The sequence below is a fragment of the Micrococcus sp. UYEF5 genome (assembly GCF_040546065.1).
Lineage (GTDB): Bacteria > Actinomycetota > Actinomycetes > Actinomycetales > Micrococcaceae > Micrococcus > Micrococcus luteus.
In genome coordinates this window covers 1-21,947 of sequence record NZ_JBEPNB010000013.1, presented here as the reverse complement: position 1 = coordinate 21,947, position 21,947 = coordinate 1, and the positions used below count along the sequence as shown (strand labels likewise).

At 74.8% G+C, this 21,947-nt stretch carries 18 protein-coding genes and 3 tRNA genes; 8 read left to right on the top strand and 13 right to left on the bottom strand.

Features of this window, described 5'->3' with window-relative positions; genetic code table 11:
- Window positions 1–80: 80 nt before the first annotated feature.
- From groL to ABIB16_RS10515, 3 genes are all read right to left on the bottom strand, one after another.
- On the bottom strand, window positions 81–1,712 hold the full coding sequence (gene groL, locus ABIB16_RS10525; RefSeq protein WP_063190186.1) for a chaperonin GroEL: 1,632 nt from the start codon (window positions 1,710–1,712) through the stop codon (window positions 81–83).
- Between the two features lie 318 nt (window positions 1,713–2,030).
- Window positions 2,031–3,014 (bottom strand): LytR C-terminal domain-containing protein, encoded by a 984-nt coding sequence (locus ABIB16_RS10520; RefSeq protein WP_354436268.1) that lies wholly within the window; start codon window positions 3,012–3,014, stop codon window positions 2,031–2,033.
- Window positions 3,015–3,017: 3 nt separating this feature from the next.
- Window positions 3,018–3,362 carry a DUF3263 domain-containing protein gene (locus ABIB16_RS10515; RefSeq protein ID WP_205805498.1) on the bottom strand — a complete coding sequence of 115 codons (345 nt, stop codon included), beginning with the start codon at window positions 3,360–3,362 and terminating at the stop codon, window positions 3,018–3,020.
- A 36-nt stretch (window positions 3,363–3,398) separates the two neighbouring features.
- On the opposite strand from ABIB16_RS10515, the gene ABIB16_RS10510 reads away from it, so the two are divergent.
- A complete protein-coding gene (locus ABIB16_RS10510) occupies window positions 3,399–4,076 on the top strand; it encodes a uracil-DNA glycosylase (RefSeq protein WP_354436266.1) in 678 nt (225 codons plus the stop codon).
- Window positions 4,077–4,089: 13 nt separating this feature from the next.
- Here the strand turns inward: ABIB16_RS10510 and ABIB16_RS10505 are convergent, their stop codons facing one another.
- The 5 genes from ABIB16_RS10505 to ABIB16_RS10485 form a co-directional block, all read right to left on the bottom strand.
- On the bottom strand, window positions 4,090–6,012 hold the full coding sequence (locus ABIB16_RS10505; RefSeq protein WP_216886346.1) for a threonine/serine exporter family protein: 1,923 nt from the start codon (window positions 6,010–6,012) through the stop codon (window positions 4,090–4,092).
- A gap of 166 nt (window positions 6,013–6,178) precedes the next feature.
- A tRNA-Val gene (locus tag ABIB16_RS10500) sits at window positions 6,179–6,252 on the bottom strand.
- 200 nt (window positions 6,253–6,452) lie between these two features.
- Window positions 6,453–7,904, bottom strand: coding sequence for a S8 family peptidase (locus ABIB16_RS10495; RefSeq protein ID WP_354436265.1), 1,452 nt, complete (start codon window positions 7,902–7,904; stop codon window positions 6,453–6,455).
- A gap of 276 nt (window positions 7,905–8,180) precedes the next feature.
- Window positions 8,181–8,257 (bottom strand) — tRNA-Thr (locus ABIB16_RS10490).
- Window positions 8,258–8,367: 110 nt separating this feature from the next.
- The gene (locus ABIB16_RS10485) at window positions 8,368–9,240 is read right to left on the bottom strand and encodes a DsbA family protein (protein ID WP_002855115.1); all 873 of its coding nucleotides are present in this window, start codon (window positions 9,238–9,240) and stop codon (window positions 8,368–8,370) included.
- Between the two features lie 107 nt (window positions 9,241–9,347).
- Between ABIB16_RS10485 and ABIB16_RS10480 the strand changes: the two genes are divergently transcribed.
- A complete protein-coding gene (locus ABIB16_RS10480) occupies window positions 9,348–10,649 on the top strand; it encodes a DUF4032 domain-containing protein (RefSeq protein WP_002855113.1) in 1,302 nt (433 codons plus the stop codon).
- Between the two features lie 13 nt (window positions 10,650–10,662).
- Here ABIB16_RS10480 and treZ read toward each other — a convergent pair whose 3' ends face one another.
- The 4 genes from treZ to ABIB16_RS10460 form a co-directional block, all read right to left on the bottom strand.
- Window positions 10,663–12,654 (bottom strand): malto-oligosyltrehalose trehalohydrolase, encoded by a 1,992-nt coding sequence (treZ, locus tag ABIB16_RS10475; protein ID WP_354436264.1) that lies wholly within the window; start codon window positions 12,652–12,654, stop codon window positions 10,663–10,665.
- Complete coding sequence (gene treY / locus ABIB16_RS10470) at window positions 12,651–15,131, bottom strand: malto-oligosyltrehalose synthase (RefSeq protein WP_354436263.1); 2,481 nt, start codon at window positions 15,129–15,131, stop codon at window positions 12,651–12,653. Before treY ends, treZ begins: the two co-directional genes overlap by 4 nt.
- Before the next feature lie 61 nt (window positions 15,132–15,192).
- Window positions 15,193–15,651 carry a hypothetical protein gene (locus ABIB16_RS10465; protein ID WP_020625726.1) on the bottom strand — a complete coding sequence of 153 codons (459 nt, stop codon included), beginning with the start codon at window positions 15,649–15,651 and terminating at the stop codon, window positions 15,193–15,195.
- 58 nt (window positions 15,652–15,709) lie between these two features.
- A complete protein-coding gene (locus ABIB16_RS10460) occupies window positions 15,710–16,753 on the bottom strand; it encodes an aldo/keto reductase (RefSeq protein WP_020625725.1) in 1,044 nt (347 codons plus the stop codon).
- A gap of 65 nt (window positions 16,754–16,818) precedes the next feature.
- On the opposite strand from ABIB16_RS10460, the gene ABIB16_RS10455 reads away from it, so the two are divergent.
- From ABIB16_RS10455 to ABIB16_RS10435, 5 genes are all read left to right on the top strand, one after another.
- Complete coding sequence (locus ABIB16_RS10455; RefSeq protein ID WP_020625724.1) at window positions 16,819–17,721, top strand: fumarylacetoacetate hydrolase family protein; 903 nt, start codon at window positions 16,819–16,821, stop codon at window positions 17,719–17,721.
- Window positions 17,708–18,448 carry an NADPH-dependent F420 reductase gene (locus ABIB16_RS10450; protein ID WP_354436262.1) on the top strand — a complete coding sequence of 247 codons (741 nt, stop codon included), beginning with the start codon at window positions 17,708–17,710 and terminating at the stop codon, window positions 18,446–18,448. Before ABIB16_RS10455 ends, ABIB16_RS10450 begins: the two co-directional genes overlap by 14 nt.
- Before the next feature lie 64 nt (window positions 18,449–18,512).
- The gene (locus tag ABIB16_RS10445) at window positions 18,513–20,063 is read left to right on the top strand and encodes a DUF5129 domain-containing protein (protein ID WP_354436261.1); all 1,551 of its coding nucleotides are present in this window, start codon (window positions 18,513–18,515) and stop codon (window positions 20,061–20,063) included.
- A gap of 92 nt (window positions 20,064–20,155) precedes the next feature.
- Window positions 20,156–20,653: a carboxymuconolactone decarboxylase family protein gene (locus tag ABIB16_RS10440; protein WP_354436260.1), complete on the top strand. Its 498-nt coding sequence runs from the start codon at window positions 20,156–20,158 to the stop codon at window positions 20,651–20,653.
- A 57-nt stretch (window positions 20,654–20,710) separates the two neighbouring features.
- Window positions 20,711–21,073: a GNAT family N-acetyltransferase gene (locus ABIB16_RS10435; protein ID WP_354436259.1), complete on the top strand. Its 363-nt coding sequence runs from the start codon at window positions 20,711–20,713 to the stop codon at window positions 21,071–21,073.
- 65 nt (window positions 21,074–21,138) lie between these two features.
- On the opposite strand, the gene ABIB16_RS10430 is transcribed toward ABIB16_RS10435, so the two are convergent.
- Window positions 21,139–21,215: transfer RNA gene (locus ABIB16_RS10430), tRNA-Pro, on the bottom strand.
- A gap of 131 nt (window positions 21,216–21,346) precedes the next feature.
- Here ABIB16_RS10430 and ABIB16_RS10425 point away from each other — a divergent pair.
- Window positions 21,347–21,775, top strand: a complete 429-nt coding sequence (locus ABIB16_RS10425; RefSeq protein ID WP_036315952.1) for a hypothetical protein — start codon at window positions 21,347–21,349, stop codon at window positions 21,773–21,775.
- The last annotated feature ends 172 nt before the right edge of the window (window positions 21,776–21,947 follow it).

Here is a 21,947-nt window from a genome sequence, read left to right as displayed (position 1 = left end):
CGGCGAGGCCCGCCTCCCGGGCGGGGAGGCGGGCCTCGCAGGCTGGGCGCCCGAACGGGCCGGGCCGGCTCAGCGGCTGATCACATCATGCCGCCCATGCCGCCCATCGGGTCCATGCCCTCGGCGCCGGCGGCGGCCTTCTCGGGCTTGTCCGCGACGACGGCCTCGGTGGTCAGGAACAGGCCCGCGATGGACGCGGCGTTCTGCAGGGCCGAGCGGGTCACCTTCACCGGGTCGTTGATGCCGGCGGCCAGCAGGTCCTCGTACTCGCCGGTGGCGGCGTTCAGGCCGTGGCCGTCGTCGAGGGTCTTGACCTTGTCGGCCACGACGCCGGGCTCCAGGCCGGCGTTGAGGGCGATCTGCTTCAGCGGGGCCTCGATGGCGACCTTGACGATGTTCGCGCCGGTGGCCTCGTCGCCCTCGAGCTGCAGGCCGCCGAACGCCTTGGCGCCGGCCTGGATCAGGGCGACGCCGCCGCCGGCGACGATGCCCTCCTCCACCGCGGCCTTGGCGTTGCGCACGGCGTCCTCGATGCGGTGCTTGCGCTCCTTGAGCTCCACCTCGGTGGCCGCGCCGGCCTTGATGACGGCCACGCCGCCGGCCAGCTTGGCGAGGCGCTCCTGCAGCTTCTCGCGGTCGTAGTCCGAGTCGGTGTTCTCGATCTCGGAGCGGATCTGGGCCACGCGGCCGGCGATCTGCTCGGCGTCGCCGGCGCCCTCCACGATGGTGGTCTCGTCCTTGGTGATGACCACCTTGCGGGCGGTGCCCAGCAGGTCGAGGGTCGCGTTCTCCAGGGACAGGCCCACCTCGGAGGAGATGACCTGGCCGCCGGTGAGGATGGCGATGTCGGCGAGCATGGCCTTGCGGCGGTCGCCGAAGCCCGGGGCCTTCACGGCCACGGACTTGAAGGTACCGCGGATCTTGTTGACCACGAGGGTGGCCAGGGCCTCGCCCTCGACGTCCTCGGCGATGATCAGCAGCGGCTTGCCCGACTGCATGACCTTCTCGAGGATCGCCACCATGTCCTTCACGGAGGAGATCTTCGAGTTGACGATGAGGATGTAGGGATCCTCGAGGACGGCCTCCTGGCGGTCCGCGTCGGTCACGAAGTAACCGGAGATGTAGCCCTTGTCGAAGCGCATGCCCTCGGTGAGCTCGAGCTCGAGGCCGAAGGTGTTGGACTCCTCGACGGTGATGACGCCCTCCTTGCCGACCTTGTCCAGGGCCTCGGCGATGAGGGAGCCGATCTGCTTGTCCGCGGCGGAGATCGAGGCGGTGGCCGCGATCTGGTCCTTGGTCTCGATCTCGCGGGAGGCGGAGAGCAGCTCGGAGGTGACGGCCTCCACGGCCTTCTCGATGCCGCGCTTCAGCGACAGCGGGTCGGCGCCCGCGGCCACGTTGCGCAGGCCCTCGCGGACCAGCGCCTGGGCCAGCACGGTGGCGGTGGTGGTGCCGTCGCCGGCGACGTCGTCGGTCTTCTTGGCGACCTCCTTGACGAGCTCCGCGCCGATCTTCTCGTACGGGTCCTCGAGCTCGATCTCCTTGGCGATGGAGACGCCGTCGTTGGTGATGGTGGGAGCGCCCCACTTCTTCTCCAGCACCACGTTGCGGCCGCGGGGGCCGAGGGTCACCTTCACGGCGTCGGCCAGGGTGTTCAGGCCCTTCTCCAGGCCGCGGCGGGCCTCTTCGTCGAATGCGATGGTCTTGGCCATGTGCAGGTCCTTTCTGGACGTCGGCTTCCTACTGCTGGTGGCTGACCCGCGCCGATGCCCGCGACGGACGGCCCCTGGGGGCCTCACCGGTGGACAGGTCCTCCTCCACGGCGCCGGACCGGCCGGGGTACGGCTGGCAGTCGCGCCTTCGGAGTGCTAACCCCATTATGAGCACTCGCACCGGGAGAGTGCAAAAGGTCTGCGGTGCGGGGCCCGCCCTTCCGCGGACGGCGGACGGCCCCCGGCAGAACGCCTCGGAAGGCGCCCCGCCGGGGGCCGGAAAGGGCGCGCGGCCGACACGGCCGCACGACGGGCGGATCAGCCGGTGACGACCACCGCGACGCCGTTCACCTGCAGGTTCGGGGTCTGCATGACCGGGAAGCCGAGCTCCTTGCCGACCGCCTCGGCGGCGGCCTTGTTGGCCGAGCCGTTGTACAGGACGGTGGAGGACTGGATGCCGTAGCCGCTCCAGTTCTTCGCGTCCACCGAGGTGTAGCCGGCGCCCGTGAGCCGCTGCGCGTAGGAGGCGGCGAGGCCCTGGGTGCGGGTCGCGTTGTACACGGTGACGTGGGTGCCGCGCACGGCCGCGGACTGCGCGGCTGCACGAGAGCTCGACGCGGCCGCAGACTGCGCGGCCGCACGAGAGCTCGACGCGGCCGCAGACTGCGCGGCCGCACGAGAGCTCGACGCGGCCGCAGACTGCGCGGCCGCACGGGAGCTCGACGCGGCCGCGGACTGCGAGCGCGAGGCCTCCGCCGCGGCGGCCGAACGGGACGCGGCGGCGCGCGAGGACTCCGCCGCCTGTGCCGCGGCGGCGGCACGGGACGACTCGGCGGCCTCGGCGGCCTCGGCGGCGGCTCGAGAGGACTCGGCGGCCTCGGCGGCGGCCGCCTCCTGCGCCGCCCGCGAGGACTCGGCCGCGGCCGCGGAACGGGACGCCTCCGCCGCGTCCTCGGACGGGGTGGGGGACTCGGTCGCGGGTGCAGTCGACGCCGACGCGGAGGACGCCGAGGAGGACTCGGACGACGCCGACGCCGACGCCGACGTCGACGTCTCGGCCGCCGGGGCCGTCGTCGAGCTCTCGGCGGCGACGGGCTCCGAGCGGTCACCGGTGAGCCACGGCAGGACGACGCCCACGAACAGGCCGGCGAGCAGGACGAGGCCGGCCACCCAGAGCAGCGGGCTCAGGCGGCGACCCCCGCCCGTGGCGGTCGCGCCGGCGGCGGCGAAGGACTCGCGGTGCGCGCCGCGCTGGTCCGTGTACTCGGGGACCTCGTCGAAGCGGTCGGGCTGGTAGGCCATGGGTCAGTTCTCCTGGCGGGAAGCGGGCGTGGACGGCGCCGGATCCGCGGGTCCCCTCCGGGCCCGGCTGCGGGTGCCGCGCTTGCGCAGCAGCCGCGTGACCAGCAGGGGTCGGTAGGCCAGGGCGGCCTCACGGTCCAGCAATCCGTTCAACACCTGATAATAGGCGGTCGGAGACAGCCCCAGACGCTCTCGGACGGCGTGGTCCTTGGCCCCGCCGTACCGCCAGGTGGCGGCCTCCAGGTCCAGGACCGCACGCTCCAGGTCCGTCAGCTCGTCCCGTCGCGCCCGCGCGCGGGCACCCTCGTCCGGGGCCGGATCGGGCGAGACGGGCGTGGGGTGGGACATGGCGGCCACTGTACCCACCCGGTCTACCCTCGGGGCATGGAGTTCATCGCGCCCCTGGATCCGGGCTGGGAGGCGGCCCTCGCCCCGCAGGCCGCCGCGTTCGAGCAGGTCGGCGAGGCCCTGCGGGCCCGCCGGGCGGCCGGAGAGCAGGTGCTGCCCGCACCGGAGCACATCCTGCGGGCGTTCCTTCAGCCGTTCGCGGACGTCCGCGTCCTCGTGCTGGGCCAGGACCCCTACCCGACGCCGGGCCATCCGATCGGCCTGAGCTTCGCGGTGGACCGCCACGTGCGGCCGCTGCCCCGCTCCCTGGCCAACATCCACCGGGAGCTGCACGACGACCTCGGCATCACCCCGCCCGCCCACGGGGACCTCTCCGCGTGGACGGACCAGGGCGTGCTGCTGCTGAACCGCGCCCTCAGCGTGCGGGCCGGCGCACCCGGCAGCCACCGCGGCCTCGGCTGGGAGCAGATCACGGAGGCCGCGGTGCGGGCCCTCTGCGCGCGCGGCACCCCGCTCGTGGGGCTGCTGTGGGGAGCCGACGCGCGGCGCATGGCGCCGCTGCTGACGGCGGCGGGGGCCGGCGTCGTGGAGTCCCCGCATCCCTCGCCCCTGAGCGCCCACCGCGGGTTCTTCGGCTCCCGGCCGTTCAGCCGGGTGAACCGGCTCCTCGAGGCGGCCGGCGCGGCCCCGGTGGACTGGCGCCTGCCCGACTGAGCCGGGCCGCCGGTCAGCCGCGCTGGTGCATCACGAGCTCGGTGGGCAGCAGCGTGCCCATCCGGTCGGTGATCGGCTTGGCCAGGGTGTTGCCGAAGGCGACGCCGGCCGCGATCGCCACGACGATGACCGCGGCGTTGAACAGTCCCTCGACGCCCAGCAGCGTGGCCCCGGTCTCCACGGTGAACCCGTAGACGGACCGGAACATGGTGAGTCCGGGAAGCAGGAACAGCATGGACGGCAGGACGATCACGAGCGCCGGGGCCGCGAGCCGCTGGGCCACCAGGCGGCCGAGGAACCCGACCGCCGCCGCGGCGACCGCGGGCACCAGCCGGTCGCTGACCCCGATCTGCTGCGCCGCCAGGTACGCGCCGAAGCCGGCCCCGGACACGAGACCGCAGGCCAGGATCTGGGGCCACCGCGACTGCTCCACCACCGCGTCCGCCATGCCCGCGGCCATCACGAGGCCCAGCAGCAGCAGCGGCGGATAGCTCAGCGTCCCCGCCTCGGCCAGGTCCAGCTGTTCGAATCCCAGGAGATCCCCGATGCCCACGGCGATCATGATCCCGGCCATCACGCCGGCGAACACGAGCAGCGCGGAGAGGAAGCGGCCCGCGGCGGTCACCGGGAAGCCGTGGATGGCGTCCTGCACCGCGGTGACGAACCTCGCCGTGGGCAGGAGCATCATGATGCCGCCGGCGATCACCAGCGCCGGGTTGACCGGCAGGTCGAGGGCGTGGGCCATCAGCGCGATCACCGTGGCCGTGATCGCCCCGAACATCGTGGAGAAGATCTCCGGGAAGCGCGCCTTGTCCGCCTGGACCTTGAGCCAGAAGACCAGCCAGGTGGAGACCATGCCCAGGGCCGCGCCCGTCCAGGTCCCCCCGATGAACGGCACGAAGCAGGCCACGAACACGCCGGAGAAGAGGACCTCGAAGACGGCGGGGAACGGCTTGGGCTGATGCCGGATCTCCACGAGCCGGCGCTGGGCCTCGGCCCGGTCCACCTCGCCCGCGGCGATCTCCTCGACGAGCCGGTGGACGGCCACGAGCCCCTCGAAGTTCACCGAGGCCGAGCGGACCACCCGCTGGAGGGTGAACGGGGCCTCGCCGCGTGAGGAGTCGGGCGCGTAGTTCAGGGAGATGGACTGGTTGGTCAGGTCCACCTCGGTCTCGAGGATCCCGTAGGCCTGCGTGGCCACGATGATCGAGGTCTCCACGTCCAGCGAGGCCGCCCCGAAGCTGAACATCGTCTCGCCCAGCTTGAGCGCGAAGTCCAGGGTGGTGCGGGCCTCGAGGGCCTGCGCCTCCGCGCGGCGCTGCTGCAGCGTGGAGCGCATGCGGCGCCCATACGGCGAGGAGTGCAGGCGGTCGGCCAGCACGAGCGCCTGCGTCGGCAGGTTCTCGACGAAGACCTCACGGGAGCGCCGGCCCCGCCGACGCCCGCGCTTCTCGGGCGGGCCCACGGGGACCACCGGGTCCGGGACGGTGACGTCCGGCTCGGGGATCACATCCGGGGCGGGCAGGGCGCCGTCGGCCTCCGCGGGCGCCAGGACGGAGGTGGGCACCTGCTCGGACAGCGGCGGCTCGGTCAGGGGCGCGTCCGCGGCCGGCTCCGGCAGCGTCTCCGCCTCCGGCTCGGCCGATTCCTCCGGCTCCGGCGCCGGCGTCGAGACCGGATCGGCGGCGGCGGGGCGGACCACGGGCGGCAGCGGCTCGGTCGGCTCGACGGCGACCGCGGCCGCGGCCGGGTGGGCCGACTCCGCCGGGTCGAGGTCGAGCAGGCCGGGGTCCTCCGGGTCGATCGCGAGGTCGCCGACAGCGGCGGCGTCCTCGGCGCCGGCCGGGCGCAGCACGGGGATGAGCGTGGGGACGGCCGGGGGCTCCGCGATGTGGGGGTCGAACCGCGCCGGCTCCTGGGTGCCCTCCTGCTCCATGCGGCTCACCCTCTCCTTCCGTATGCGGGCGCTGGACGCGAGACGGCGGTGGGCCGAGCCCCGCCGACGCGTCCATCCAACCACGCCGACACCTCCCCCGCCGGGGCCTTCGGCACCGCGGCCCGGGGATGCGAAAGGGCCCTCCCGGAGGAGGGCCCTGCTGCGGTGGATCTTACTGGACTCGAACCAGCGACCTCTCGCGTGTGAAGCGAACGCTCTAACCAACTGAGCTAAAGATCCGGGCGTCGCCCCATGGGGGTGACAACTCGAAGAACGATACCTCAGGCGGCGTCGCCTGTCCACCCGGGCGACGGCCGCCCCGCGCACGGCGGAGCGGCCGTCGAGAGCCGACGAGCACGTCAGGCGTCGGTCAGCGTGGCGCCGGGCTCGAAACCGCCCTGGGCGACCAACGAGGCCCCGGCGCCCGGAGCGGGCCCCGGTCAGGAGCTGCCGCCGAGGGAGGAGACCGCCCTGGTGGCGTCCGCCAGACCGGCGCCGCAGCCTGCGTAGCAGGTCACCGGCATGGACCGGGCCGTGGACGTGAGGGTGGACTCGACCTGGGCCGGGGTGAGGCTCGGCTGCTCGGCCAGCAGCAGGGCGGCCAGGCCCGCGACGTGCGGGGTGGCCATCGAGGTGCCGTTGTAGGCGGCGTGGCCGGCCGTCGTCGGGGTGGTGGCGCCGTTGTTCACGGTCGAGATGATGTTCGCACCCGGGGCGGTCACGTCCACGGCGGAGCCGTAGTTCGAGAACGAGGCGCGGGCGCCCTGCGAGGTGGAGGCGGCCACCACGATGGTGTTCTGGCAGTTGGCCGGGCGCACATTGGCGGCGGGCTGGTTCTCGTTGCCCGCGGCCACGACGACGGGCACGCCGCGGGAGACTGCCGCGTTGATCGCGTTCTGGTAGGTGGTGCCGCACATGCCGGAGCCACCGAGGGACATGTTGATGACGTCCGCCGGGTTCGGGTTGGCCGGCACGCCCGCCACCGTGCCGCCGGCAGCCCACACGACCGCGTCGGCGATGTCGGACAGCGAGCCGCCGCACTTGCCGAGCACGCGGATCGGCTGGATCTTTGCGTTCGGCGCCACACCGACGACGCCCTGGGAGTCGGCCACGGCCGCGACGGTGCCCGCCACGTGGGTGCCGTGCCACGAGGAGTCGGAGGCGCCGGCGGTGCCGCACTCGCCGGCGGCGTACCAGTCGCCCTCGTCACGCGGATTGGAGTCGCGGCCACCGCCGTCACGTGCCGCCGCGCTGTCGGAGATGAAGTCGTAGCCGGGCACGACGTTGCGGTCGAGATCCGGGTGGGAGGTGATGCCGGTGTCGATGACGGCCACGGTCGCACCGGAGCCCGTCGTGCGATCCCACGCCCCGGGGACCCGCATGCCGTGGGTGCCGGTGAAGCCCCACTGCTGCGAGTAGAGGGCGTCCACGGGGCTCAGGCCGGTGGCGGTGAGGATCGCGTCCGGCTCCACGGCCTCGACCGCCCCGGAGGCCTTCAGGTCGGCCATGAACTTCGCGGACTCGGCCTGATCCAGCTTGCGGTCCGCCGTGATCACGCGGGAGCCGAGCGCGGTCTCACGCAGCTCCTTCACGGAGACGCCGGCCTCCTTCGCGGCCTTGCCCCAGGCGTTCGCGCGGCCCTTCGCGTGGGCGTTGGCGGCGGTCTCCTTGTAGGTGACGATGAAGGAGTCGTAGCCGTCGGCGTTCGGGTCCTCGACCTGCGCCGCCGCCAGGGGCGAGGCGACGGTCGGGCTGGCTGCCGGTGCGGCGGGGGCGGCGCCGGAGGGGGCCGCGAGCGCGGGGGACGAGGTCAGCGTCCCGCCGGCGAGGACGGCGCCGGCCACGAGGGCGCCGATGCGGCGGCGGGTGCTGCGGGGTGTGGAGGACTGCACGGGATCTCCTCGGAGTTCGGGGCCACCGGATGCGGATGCCCGAGGGACTCGGGCCGGGGTGACTGAGATCACGGTAAGGTCACGATTCCGTCACGGCGAGGCCGCGGGCCGAAGTCTGGCGGATAGTCGAGGCATCTCTGGCGGTTCCGCCAGCCGGACCTGGCGGATGGCCTCGGACCGGCACAGCGGAACCCCAGCGTCAGCCCACGCCGGACACGACGACGGCGCCGCGCCCTCCCGGCGGAGGTGCGCGGCGCCGTCGGGCCCGCGGTGGGGTGGAGCCCCCTGCCGGATTCGAACCGGCGACCTGCTGTTTACAAGGCAGCTGCTCTGGCCAGCTGAGCTAAGGAGGCCTGCGGGCGGCACCTGGGGGTGCCGCGGCCAGCCCTTCCAGCGTACAAGGCCCGGGCGGACGACGCGGGGCGCCCCCGTGTGGGGACGCCCCGCGGGCCTCGGCGCCGGGTCAGCCGGCGATCTTGGCGCCCGCCCAGTCGGTGAAGGTCTTGTCCTCGCCGTCGAGGGCCCAGTTCTTGCCGTCCACGAACACGGTCGGGGTGCCGGCCACGCCGGCGACGCGCGCCTGGCGGGTGGTGTGCTCGACCGCGGAGCGGAACGTGCCGTCCTCGACGCAGGAGGAGATGTCCACGCCGTGCTCCTGCGCGAGCTGGATGAGCGCCGCGTTGTCCAGGCCCTTGCCCTGGTGCTCGTCGTAGGCGGCGAACAGGGCGGTCACGAAGCCGTTGTAGGCCTCGGGCTTCTGGTCCGCCACGCAGTACGCGGCGTTGGCGGCGCGGGCCGAGTAGTTCTGGTTGTTCGGGGCGCTCAGGAAGTCCACCATCCGGTAGTCGACCGTGACCTCGCCCTGCTCGAGCCACTGCTCGATCTGCTCCGCGTTGGAGGACTCGAAGTCGGCGCAGTGCACGCAGTTGAAGTCCGCATAGAGCACGATCCGCGTCGGCTCACCGTCACCGCGGGCCTCCGTGTTCGGCAGGGTCTCGGGCTGGGAGCTCTCGGCCTGCTTCGGCACCTCGATCTTCGAGGGGTCGACCTCACGCTCTCCCGCGCCCTCCGCCAGGCCCGTGGCCGAGGTCAACTCGATGCCGCCCTGCTCGTTCGCCGCGGCCGGGATGGGGCCGGCGGCCGCGGCGTCGTCGCCGTTGCGGGTGAGCGCGAACGCGACGACGAGGCCGATCACGAGCACCGCCGCGAGGACCGAGCCCCAGATGACGCCGGTGCGGCGGCGGCGGTCCTTCCTGCGCTGCTCTTCCTGGATCTGGCGGGCACGCGCACGGGCGTCCGTCGCCGAGGTGTGCGAGCCTGACGTGTTCCGGGCCAAGGGTCCTCCTCGTGGGGCAGTCGGTCCGGGTCGAGCACCGGAGCCGGCGGGCAGCGGGCGCGCCGCGCCAGGCGAGCATAGCGGCCCTGTCTGGAAGGATCGTGACCATGGACACCGTCGAGACCCCCTCCCCCGTCGATCGACTGACCATCACGGGCGCCCCGTCGGGGGACGCGACCGAGGACCCGGCGACGTCTCTGCTCGCCCTGCCCTGGGCGCTCCCCCTCGAGACGTGGCCGCGGGAGGTGCTGGCGGCCCTGCCGCGGGGCATCTCCCGTCACGTGGTGCGCTTCGCCCGGATGGGCGGGGGCATCGTGGCGGTGAAGGAGACCACGGAGGAGCTCGCGTTCCACGAGTACCGGCTGCTGCGCCGGCTCGAGCGGAGCCCGGCGCCGTCGGTGGTGCCGGTGGCCGTGGTCACCGGACGCACGGAGGACGACGGCACGCCCCTGCCCGCCGCCCTCGTGACCCGGCACCTGCGCTTCTCCCTGCCGTACCGCGCCGTGTTCTCGGAGCGCCTCGAGCGCCGCACCCTCGTGCGCCTCATGGACGCGCTGGCGACGCTGCTCGTGGAACTGCACCTCGAGGGGTTCTTCTGGGGTGACGTCTCCCTGTCCAACGTCCTGTTCCGGCGGGACGCGGGCGGGTTCGCCGCCCATCTGGTGGACGCCGAGACCGGCGAGCTCCGGGAGCGGCTGTCCAACGGCCAGCGCGAGCACGACCTGGACGTGGCCGCCGTGAACGTGGGCGGTGAGCTGCTGGACCTGCAGGCCAGCGGGCTGCTGGACCCGGAGGTGGACCCCGTCACCACGCCGGACCTGCTCGTGGCCTCCTACCGCCGGCTGTGGGACGAGCTGACCGGGCCTCTGCTGTTCCCCCGCGCCGAGCCGTGGCGCCTGGACCGCCGCGTCCGCCGCCTGCAGGAGCTCGGCTTCGAGCTGGCCGAGTACTCACTGCGCGCCGCCGACGCCCCCGGGATGATGATCGCCCGGCCCGTCGAGATCCACGCGGGCTACCACCGCCGTCGACTGACCCGCCTCACGGGACTCGAGGTCCAGGAGAACCAGGCCCGCCGGCTGCTCGTGGACATCGAGGCCGCCCGCCGGGAGTGGGACCCGTACATGGACATCGAGGGCGCGGCGCACCGCTGGGTGGTGGAGGTGTTCGACCCCGTGGTCCGCTCGGTGCCCCTCGAGCTGCGTGCCAAGCTCGAGCCCGCCGAGGTGATGCACCAGCTCCTCGAGCACCGCTGGTACCTCTCCGAGGCCCGCGGCCAGGCCGTGCCCCTGCAGGAGGTGGTGGACTCCTACGTGGACACGGTGCTGCGGGCCCGCCGCGACGAGGACGCGGTGGCGCTGCACCCCACGACCACCATGCTGCGCGCCGTCCCGCCCGCGGACGAGGACTGACGCCGGCCGCGGCTCAGCGGCGCAGGAGCAGGAAGCCGGGGGCCGGGACCGCCGCCGGCACCGTGCCGGGGCCGAGGGGGCCGTCGTCGCCGTGGCCGGCGAGGAGCTCGGCCCGCGTCAGGTCCGCGGGCACGGGCAGCGGCTCCGCGCCGAGGGCGACGAGCAGGACGACGTCGGCGTCCGCGCCGGCGCGGGTGAGGCGCACGTGGCGCCGGGCGGCGTCCACCTCGGCCCGGACGCGGTCGCGGCGAGGGTCGGTGAGCTGGGGCAGCGTGCGGCGCAGGCCGATCAGGGTGCGGTAGGCGGCGAGCACGCGCACCCCGCGGCCCTGGCCGTCCGCGCCGCCCGCGGCCTCCGCCCAGTCCAGCACCGCCGCGTCCCGTGTGGCGGGGTCCTGCGGGTCGGGGACGTCGGCCGGGTCCCAGCCGTGAGCGGCGAACTCGCGGCGTCGTCCCTGCCGGACGGCGTCCCCGAGCTCGGGTTCGCGGAACGAGGTGAAGAACGGCCACGGCGTCGACGCGGCGAACTCCTCGCCCATGAAGAGCATCGGCACGTGCGGGCCGGTCAGCAGCAGGGCGGCCTCGGCCGCGAGCGCACCCTCGGACAGGGCGGCCGCGGTGCGGTCGCCGCCGGCGCGGTTGCCCACCTGGTCGTGGTTCTGGATGCTGGCCACCCACGCATGGTTCGGGACGGCGTCCGGCACGGGGCGCCCGTGGTCGCGGCTGCGGAACGTGGAGCGGGTGCCGTCGTGGAAGTAGGTGCGCTCCATGACCTTGGCCACCGCCTCCAGCGGGGCGAAGTCCGCGTAGTAGCCGTGGGTCTCCCCCGTCGCGGCCACGTGCAGGGCGTGGTGGACGTCGTCGTTCCAGGCCGCCGCGAGGCCGAGCCCGCCGGCCTGGCGGGGCAGCACCAGGCGCGGGTCGTTGAGGTCCGACTCGGCCAGGAGCGGCACGGGTCGGCCGGCACGGGCCGCGATCCCGTCCGCGAGCGCGGCCATCTCCTCGAGCAGGTGCACGGCGCGGGCGTCCCGCAGGGCGTGCACCGCGTCGAGGCGCAGCCCGTCCACGCGCATCTCCTCGAGCCAGAAGCGGACGTTGTCCAGGACGAACCGGCGCACCTCGTCCGAGTCGGCGCCGTCCAGGTTCAGGCCGTCGCCCCAGCCGGTGCCGCCCGGGCCCAGATAGGGCCCGAACACCGGCAGGTAGTTGCCGGAGGGGCCCAGGTGGTTGTGGACGACGTCCTGGACCACGCCGAGGCCGGCGGCGTGGGCGGCGGCCACGAAGCGGCGGTAGGCGGCGGGGCCGCCGTAGGACTCGTCGACGGCGAACCATGCCACCCCGTCGTAGCCCCAGTTCCGCGGGCCGGAGAAGGAGTTCACGGGCAACAGCTCGACGTGGGTGACCCCGAGGTCCGTCAGGTGCGGCAGGCGGGCGATGGCGGCGTCGAGGGTCCCCTCGGCCGTGAAGGTGCCCACGTGCAGCTCGTAGAGGACGGCGCCGCGCAGGCCGCCGCCCTGGGGCGCGGCCGGATCGGACTCCACCCCGGGCGGCCCGGCCCAGCCCTCGTCCGGCCACGCGAAGACGCGGCCGGCGACGTCGCGGCGGGAGGGCCCGTGGACCGTGTCGGGCTGGCGGCGGGAGCGGGGGTCCGGCACGGGGTCCGCCCCGTCCACGCGGTAGCCGTAGCCGGGGTCGGCCGGCGGCTGGGCGGCGTCGAGGCCGAGGGCGGCCAGCGGGTCCTCCGTGGGCGTCCACCAGCCTCCGGCGGCGGGGGCCATGGCCACGACGGCGGCGACGGGCCAGCGGTCCTCGGCGTCGTGCAGGGCGCCGGGCTCGGTGTCGACGAGGACGAGGTCGACGCTCTCGGCGTGCGGCGCCCAGACGGCGTAGGGGATGGCGCGCGCGGCGTCGACGGCGGCCCGCTCGGCCGCGGCGGGGTCCACGGGGTCGGAGCCGATCGGGTGCAGGCCCGGGGCGGGGGCGTCGGCCGGACGGGGCTCGGTCACGGGGCGGTCCTCTCTCGGCGGTCGGACGGGGCGTGCGCCGGGACGAGCAGCGCGACGGGCAGGGTGCTGAGCAGTTCGTCGAGGCGCACGGCGCCGCGCGCGTCCGGGTGGACGGGGTGGCCGGTGACGGCGTCCTCCCACCGCCCCGCCGGCACGGTCACGACGGTCTGGCCCCAGCCACCCGCGGCCGCGAGGCGGACGGGCCAGCGCGTGGCCACGGCGAGCGCCCCGCCCCGGTCGAACGCGATCGCGTGTTCGGCGGCGGGGCCGGAGACGTCGAGCGGGCGGTGGCCGGTGAACAGCTCGGGCCGGTCGCGGCGGGCGCGCAGCACGCCGGCCACGACGGCCAGCTTGGCGGCGGCGGGGTCGTCGAGGCCGGGCATGTGGCCGGCGTCGAGGCGGTCCAGCAGGTCGGCCCGGGCCGCGAAGTCCACGGGGCGGCGGTTGTCCGGGTCCACGAGGGTGGGGAAGGGCACCTCCGTGCCCTGGTAGACGTCGGGGACGCCGGGGGCGGCGAGCTGGACGAGCTTGTGGCCGAGCTGGACCACGAGGCCGGGCTCGGCGATGCGGTCCGCGACGGCCTGCAGCACGCCCCGCGCAGGCCCCTCGGGGGAGGTGACGGCGGCGGCGAGCGCGGCGAGCCGGGCCTCGAACTCGGGGTCCTGGTCCGTCCAGGTGGTGGCCAGGGCCGCCTCGCGGGAGGCCTTCTGCAGGAAGCCGAGGATCCGTTCCTCCTCCGGCGCGGTGCCGTCCGTGGGCCAGACGCCCACGATGGACTCCCAGAGCAGCCGCTCCGCGTCGGGGTGGCCGAGCGGGTGGAGGCGCCTCAGCTCCGCGAGCTCGGCGGCCCAGCGGTCGGGCTCCTCGGCGAGCACGGCGATGCGGGCGCGCACGTCCTCACCGCGCTTGGTGTCGTGGGTGCTCAGGGTGGTCATGGCCGTCGGCCAGGCGGCCTGGCGCGCCTGCTGGGCGGCATGGAAGTCGGCCAGGGACAGGGCGACGTGGGAGGGGTCTCCGCCGACCTCGTTCAGATTGGCCCACCGCGTGTACCGGTAGAAGGACCGGTCCTCGACGCCCTTGGCCATCACCATGCCGGAGGTCTGCTGGAACCGGCGGGCCACGGGCGAGTCCGGGTCGGTCAGCTCGGGCCGCAGGTCACCGAGCACGTCGGCGAGGCCCGGCTCCGCCGCGGCCGCGTCCGCCAGCGCACCCTCGAGCACGGCCAGGCCCACGGGCAGGTAGGTGCGGTACACGGGCAGGCGGGCGAGCACGGCGGCGAACGCGGCGGCCACGTCCTCGTCCGGGTGGGCACCGAGGGCGTGCACGGCGCGGACCTCCCGGACCAGCCGGGCGGTCTCGGCCGCGAGGGAGCCGGTGGCCACGTCGTGCTTGGCCCGCACCACGGCCTCGTCCCACTCCCGACGACGGCGCGCGTCCTCGGCCTCATCGCCCGCGGCGTCGGGGTGCATGAAGACGCGTTCGACCTCGCCGAGCGCGTCGTAGCCGGTGGTCCCGTCCACGGGCCAGTCCGCGGGCAGCGCCTCACCGGGCTCGAGGATCTTCTCCACCACGAGGTAGCCCTCCGGGAGCACGTGGGAGCGCAGGCGTCGCGCGTAGCCGGCCGGGTCCGCCAGGCCGTCCGGGTGGTCCACGCGCAGCCCGTCCACGAGCCCTTCGCGGACCCAGCGGGCGGGTTCGGCATGGACGGCGTCGAAGACCTCGGGCTCCTCCACCCGGACGCCCGCGAGCGTGGTGACGGTGAAGAACCGGCGGTAGTTCAGCTCGGCGTCGCCGCGGCGCCAGCCGACCAGCCGGTAGTGCTGGCGCTCGTGCACGGCGCGGGCCAGGCGGACCTGCTCCGCGGTCGGCTCCTTCGCCGGGTCCGCCGCCGCGAAGACCTCCGCGGCGCGCAGCCCGGTCTCCGCCTCGGCCGCCTCGAGCGATCCGGGGGCGAGGGGGTAGACGTTGTCCCAGTAGCGCAGACGGCCGCCCTCGGCGTCGACGACGAGACGGTCCAGTTCCGCGTCCGCGTCCCCGTCAGGGCCGTCTCCCAGCACGGGGATGAGCAGGGACCCGCCGCCGGCCGCCCAGTCCACGTCGAACCACGCCGCATGCGCCGCCTCGGGACCGTGGGTGAGCACGTCCCACCACGCCGGATTGGCCTGGGGCGTGGCCACGCCCACGTGGTTCGGCACGATGTCCACGAGCACGCCCATGCCCGCCTCGTGCGCGGCGCGCGCGACCATGTCCAGCCCCTCGGCCCCGCCGCGGGCGGCGTCCAGCCGGGTGGGGTCCACGACGTCGTACCCGTGGTCGGAGCCGGGCTCGGCCTCGAGCAGCGGCGAGAGGTAGAGCCAGTCCACGCCCAGGCGCCGCAGATAGGGCACGAGCCCGGCCACGGACTCCAGCGGCAGATCCGGGCTGACCTGGAGCCGGTAGGTGGACGCGGGGGCGGAACGGACGGTCGAGGTGCTCACGCGGCGACGCTAACAGAGGCCCCCGACGCGGCATCAGGCCCGACGGGCCGGGGCGGGAAGGTCAACGCGTCTCGACCGGACGGGCGAAGATGTCCTCCCCGACGACGGGCTCGCCCGAGGACTCCAGCAGGACCATCTCGTCGCGCAGCACGGTGCCGTCGGCCTGGGTCAGATCGGCCACGAAGCCGGGGCCGGACTGGCGGATGCGGTCCACCGCGGTGTAGCCGTACTTCGCCTCGAGGTTGCCGCGGAACGCGTCCAGACCCTGGACGTGCAGGACGGCGCCCGTCGCGCCGAGGGCGACGGCGGCCGCGAGCGCGACAGCCCCGACCCCGCGCTGGGTGCGGGTGTCCTCGAGGAGTCCGATCTCCGGGTTGCGGCCGTGGGTCGCGGCGAAGCGCCGGTGCCGCCGGGCACGCCACAGGCCGACGACCACGAGCGTGCCGCCGACCACGAGGGTCAGTGAGGCCAGCCAGTAGAGGATCCAGGGGGTCACGAGGTCGACGTTCGCAAAGTCCATGTCCCAGTGTGACACAGGCCTCACTCCGGCGGGAGGGCACGCGGCCGGTCGCGCCTCGTCAAGGCAGCGGCCGGCCCCGCGCCGCGGTCCACAGGCGGTGCCACTGCGCGGAGTCCATCGCCTCGGCCACGGAGGCCGCCTCGGCGCACGCGGCGACGCGCTCCGGGTCCTGGGTGCCGATCACGGGCCGCACGCCCCACGGCAGGCGCAGCAGCCAGGCGAGCACCACGGCCTCCCGGCTGACGCCCAGCTCCGCCGCGACCTCGCCGACGACGCCGGCCGCGCCGTCGTCGCCGGAGCTGAACCGACCCTGCCCCAGCGGACCCCAGGCCTGCAGCTCGATCCCCTCCGCGGCGCACACCGGGCCGAGGCGCCCGGCGTCGGCGTCCGCGGGGGCGTCCGGGTGGTTGGCGAGCACGACCGCCTCCACGAGGGTGCGGTGGTGCAGGCCGAGCTCGACCTGGACGCACGCCAGCCCGGTCCCGTCCGCCGCCTGGCTCTCGAGCTCGCGCTGGAACTCGAGGACGCGGCCCACGCCGAGGTTGGAGACGCCCAGCTTGCCGACCAGGCCCGCCTCCCGCGCGTCGAGGAAGGCGCGCACGGTGTCGGCCACGGGCGTGAGGACGTCGGGCCGGTGGATGATCAGGGTGTCCACGCGCTGCTCGCCGAGGCGGGACAGCGAGCCCTCCAGCGAGGCGCGCACGTGCTCGGGCGAGGAGTCGTAGCGGGTCAGACGCCGCCCGGCCGGGTCCGTCTCGTGCAGGACGATCCCGCACTTGGTCTGCACCTTCAGGGCGGAGCGCTCCTCGTAGGGCAGCTCGTGCAGCAGCCGGCCGACGGTCTCCTCGGAGCGGCCGGCCCCGTAGATGTCCGCGGTGTCCAGCAGGTCGACGCCGGCCTCGATCCCGGCGCGCAGGGCGCGGCGGGCACGCTCCACGGCCGCCTCGGCCTGCGCTGCGCCCGCGGGCCCCTCCGGCCCCGCCCCCGGATCGGCGTCCGGGGGCGGCGGGGGAACGGACCCCCAGGCCATGGTCCCGAGGACGATCGGGGTGGCCGGGGTCGGGTCGAGGTCGAGCGGCGGATGCGTGGAGGCTGTGCTCATGGCCTCACCGTCTCACGTCCGCCCGCCCCGGGTCCGGACCCGCCGCCCTGTGATGGGATGGGTCCATGAAGCTCGCCACGTTCCGCCAGCCCGACTCCGACGCCGCCTACCCCGGCGCCACGTTCGCCGCGGTCATCACCTCCGTGCACCCCGAGGACCCCGAGGTCGCCGTGCGCGCCGTCGCCCTGCCGGACTGTCGCGACGTCGGCGAGTACCTCACCGCCACGCCGGAGGAGCAGCGGGAGATGGTGGAGGGTGCCCTCCGCGCGGCGCAGGCCGACCGGTCCCTCCTGCTGGACACCTCCGGCCTCGTCTACGACACGCTCGTGCCCTTCCCCACCAAGGTGTTCTGCGTGGGCCTGAACTACACGAACCACATCGACGAGACGGGCCTGGATCGCCCCGAGCATCCGACGCTGTTCGCGAAGTTCCCGCAGTCCCTCACGGGTGCGCTGGACCCGATCGAGGTCCCCGAGGAGGACCACCGGGTCGACTACGAGGGCGAGCTGTGCATCGTGGTCGGGGAGCCGGGCCGACGCATCGCCGTCGAGGACGCCCCGGAGCACATCGCGGGCTACGCGGTGGCCAACGACATCTCCATGCGCGGCTTCCAGGGCCGCACCTCCGAGTGGCTGCAGGGCAAGGTGTGGGAGGCCTCGACGCCCGTGGGTCCGTGGCTGGTCACCCCGGAAGAGTTCCCGGCGGACGCGCGCGTCCTCACGCACGTCAACGGTGAGCTGCGTCAGGAGGACAGGGTCGCCGACGTCGTCTTCTCCCCCGCCGAGCTGGTCTCCTACGCCTCGCAGCTGATCACCCTGAACCCGGGTGACCTGATCCTGACCGGCACGCCCGCAGGGGTCGCCCTGGCCCGCCGGGACGCCGAGGGCCGCCGCCCGTGGCTGCGTCCCGACGACGTCGTCGAGGTGGAGATCACCGGGCTGGGACGCCAGCGCAATGAGCTCGTCTGAGGCGGCGCCGGCGGACGCCCTGCCCCGCGTCGTCGGCATCCTCGGTGCGGGGCGGGCGGGCACCGCGCTGGCACGTGCGATCGCGCGCATCCCCCGCCTCTCCCCGGGCACGGCCGCCCCGCGGGTGATGGTCGCGGGCACGCGGCGCCCCGCGGCGGTCCAGCGCCACCTGACGATCTACGCGCCCAAGGCCGTCGCCGTGTCGGCCGAGGACCTGGCGGCGGAGGCGGAGCTCGTCGTCGTGGCCGTGCCGCGCGAGGCGCTGGACGACGTCGACCCACTCGCCCTCGCCGGGCCGGCCACGCGCGCCGTGGTGGACCTGACCAACACGTGGGGGGACGAGCCGGTCCCGGCGTGGCTCGACGACGACGGCGCGCCCGGCTCCGTCCGGATCGCCGCGCGCTGGGCCGCCGCGGGGCTGCGCGTGCCCGTCGTGCGCGCGTTCTCGGAGATCTCGCACCACGACCTGGAGGATGCCGGGCGTGCCACGGCCCCGCGCCGCGCCCTCGCGGTGGGCACCGAGCGGACTGACGCGGCGCCCGAGCCGGCCGCGGTCGCCGCCGCGCGCGACACGGTGGTCGCCCTCGTCACCGCGATGGGCTTCGACGCGGTCCCCTACACGGGCCTCGACCGGGCCGGGGTCCTCGAGCCGGGGGCGGCGGGGTTCGGCACCGCGCACGATGCCGGCCGGCTCGCCGCGCTGCTCGCCGACGCGCCCACCGGCTGAGGCGCGCCACCCGCCCGGCGGTACCTAGGCTGGGCGGGACCGCCGACCCTCCCAGGAGGCCCCCGTGACCCGTCCGACGCACCGCACCGCCCGCCGCACGCTCACCGCGGTCGCCCTGTCCGCCGCCGCCCTCACCGGACCGGCGGCGTCCGCCACCGTCGTCGCCCTGCCGGTCACGGCGGGGGTCACGGGCGCCGCCGCGCCGCAGGCCCACGCCGTGGCCTGGGACCAGGTGGAGCTCGTGGATGACGCGGGCGTGATCGACCTCGCCCAGCTGCGCCGTGACCTGGCGGGGATCGAGTTCCGGGAGCCGACCCGCGTCGCCGTGGTCACCGAGCGCGGCCCGGACCTGTCCGCACTGGACGACGACCGCGCGTCTCAGGCGTTCAACGGGCGGGTGCTCGAGCGGGCTCGCGCGGAGCACCCGGACTGGCTCAGCGCGGACGGCCAGAAATGGGCCGACGGCCTCGTGATCGTGGCGCTCGACCCGGACAACCGGTTGATCGGGGTGTACGTGGGCGAGGACCGGATGCTCAGCACGGACCGGCTGCGGGAGGTGCGCGAGGCCGGACACGAGGCGGCCCGTGCGGCCCGGTGGACGGACACGGTCGTGGAGGTGACGGACGCCGCCGCAGAGCTGATCGGGCGCCCCTGGTGGCAGGCTCCCGAACTGTGGTTCGGCGCGGGGATCGTCGGTGTGGCGGGCGGCGGCGCCGCGGCCGCGGCGCTCGCGAGCCGACGGCGTCGCCGCCGCCGGACGGCCGACCTGCTGGCCGAGGCCCGCACCCACCTGACCTCCGTCACCCTGGAGATGGACGCCACCGAGGTGAACGCGTCCACGGTGCCCGAGGACTCGCCCCACGCGGCCGCGCTGATGGAGCGCTTCCGCAACTTCCGGCGCCAGACGCTCGATGCGTCGGCGGAGCTGGACCGCCTCGAGGCCCTGCCGGAGCGCAGCCTGCATCGCACGGAGCATGCCCGGGCCGCGGAGGACGTCCGGGACCGCGCCCGTGAGCTCGACCGCCTCGACGACGCCGTGGCCGCGGCGAACACCTTCCTCAACCGCCACCCGGGGTGGCCGGCGGCGTGGGACCAGCAGACCGCCCCGCTGCGGGCCGACCTGGACGCCGTCGGCACGCTGGCCTCCTCCGTCGGCTCCGCCGGGCCCGTCCGGTCCGCGGTCGCCGCGCTGGAGTCCTTCCGCACCGAGGCCCAGGACCGGCTCGAGGCGCTGGGTGCGGACCTGCAGGACGAGCGCCTGACCCCGGCCGCGGCGCTGGACGAGCTGGACGCGCTGCGGCGTCGCCTGACCGGGCTCGTCTCCGCCCTCGCCGACGCCGAGGTGGCGGCGTTCGGCGAGGACGAGGCCGAGCGTGAGCTGCTGCGCGACGAGCTGCGCTCGCACCGTGGCCCGGCCCGGTCCGCGCGCGGCTCGATCCTGGACTCCGCGCTGCCGGCGGATGCCTACTGGACGGTGGTGGCCTTCACCACGGGCCACCAGGCCGGCGAGCGGTCCGTCCAGGACCACCGCCAGGCGCAGTCCAGCTCCTCCGGGACCGGCTACGGATCCTCGGGCGGCTCGTTCTCCGGGGCGGGCTCGTCCGGCCGATTCTGAGCCGATCGGGGCCGGATCTGAGCCGGAAGCTCGTCCGGGCCGGGCACCCGGTCCCTGGCCCACCGCCCCGTTCTGCGAGACAGTGAAGAACCATGACCGCCGCTGACACCCCCGCACCCCGCCAGGACCCCCTCGCGTTCTACCTCGACAAGGCCGTGCCCGAGGCGTGGCACGCGGTCGGGCCGCTGGCCTCGGCCGCGCGCGACGCCGCCGAGCAGGCCGGGCTGGACCGGCAGCTCGTGGAGCTCGTGAACCTCCGGGTCTCTCAGCTCAACGGCTGCGTGTTCTGCCTGGACCGGCACACCCGCCAGGGCGCCGACGCCGGCCTGAGCGTGCAGCGCCTGGGGCTGCTGCCGGCGTGGCGTGAGGCCGGGGCCGTGTACTCCGAGCAGGAGCGCGCCGCGCTCGAGCTCGCCGAGGCGGTCACGGACCTCCCCGAGCAGGAGCAGCTGAACTACGTGCAGGCCTCCACGGCCGCTGTGCTCACGGACGCCCAGTACGCGGCCGTGCAGTGGGTCGCGATCGTGATGAACCTGACGAACCGCATCTCGATCCTGTCCCATCACCCCGTGCGGCGCCGGGCCGGCTGACCCCTTCCCCGCCGCCGGCCCGGCGGCGGGATCCACCCAGGAACGAGAGGACCGACCATGACCGAGCAGACCCCCAGCCTGGAGCACCCGCAGGTCCGCAAGAACGGGGAGAGGTACGAGATCGTCGTCGATGACGCGGGCACGGTGGCCGGCTTCACGGTGGCGATCGACGACGACACCGCCGACGGCCCGGCCCAGCGGATCTTCCCGCACACCAAGGTCGACCACGAGTACGAGGGCCGGGGCCTGGCCTCGATCCTCGTGCGCGAGGCGCTGAAGGACACCGTGGCCGTGGGCCGCCGGATCGTCCCCGTGTGCCCGTACGTGAAGGACTGGGTGGACGAACACGACGACGTGGCCGGCGAAGTGGACCCGGCCCGCGCCGAGCATCTGCAGTTCCTGGAGTCCCGCCAGGACTGACGCCCCGCACCCGGTGAGCACCCGGAGACGAGAAGAGCCCCCGCCGATCCGGCGGGGGCTCTTTCTGGTCGGGGTGACAGGATTTGAACCTGCGGCCTCGTCGTCCCGAACGACGCGCGCTACCAAGCTGCGCCACACCCCGTTGGAGGTCTCAGACCTGAATCCAACAGAGAGCGACTATACCAGCCGCAGCGGGTGCCGCCAAACCGGGATGCGGGGCAGAATCGCACGCGTGAGACCTCTGCGCACCCCGCGAATCCGAGAGAGGCCGGCATGAGCTGGTGGCCGTTCCCGCGTTCCTCCGCGAGCCCCTCCCCCGACGACGACGGCGCCCCGGCCGCCGCCGAGCTCGAGGAGGCCGTGGCCGCCCTGCGACAGCTGTTGCGCGCGGAGCGGCACCGACTGCGCCCGGACAGCTGGGCCCTCGCGTGGGAGATGGTCGAGCACGCCGCCGAGTACGCGCCGGCCTGGACTCGCCTGCAGCGCACACGGCCCGTGGAGACCCAGGAGCTCGTGCTCGCCCTCACCGGGCGCTTGGAGCCGCTGCTGCGCGACTTCCTCGCACTCCCCGACTCGGAGAAGCCGGCCCATGCCGACGCCGTGCACGCGCGCCTTCGGGAGCAGGGCACGGAGCACGGCCGGCTGCGCCGCCGACTCACCCGCGCGCTCACGGCACGACTGCGGGCCGGCGAGGAGCTCTGAGCGCCGCGGGTGAATGCACCCGGAACGCAGAAAGCCCCGTGCAGATCGCACGGGGCCGCCCGGTGAATCCTCCCGGGAATGCGGGAAGGGCCTCGCACCAACAGTGCGAGGCCCTCCCTCAAAGAATGTCCGGCGGCGACCTACTCTCCCACAACCTCCCGGCTGCAGTACC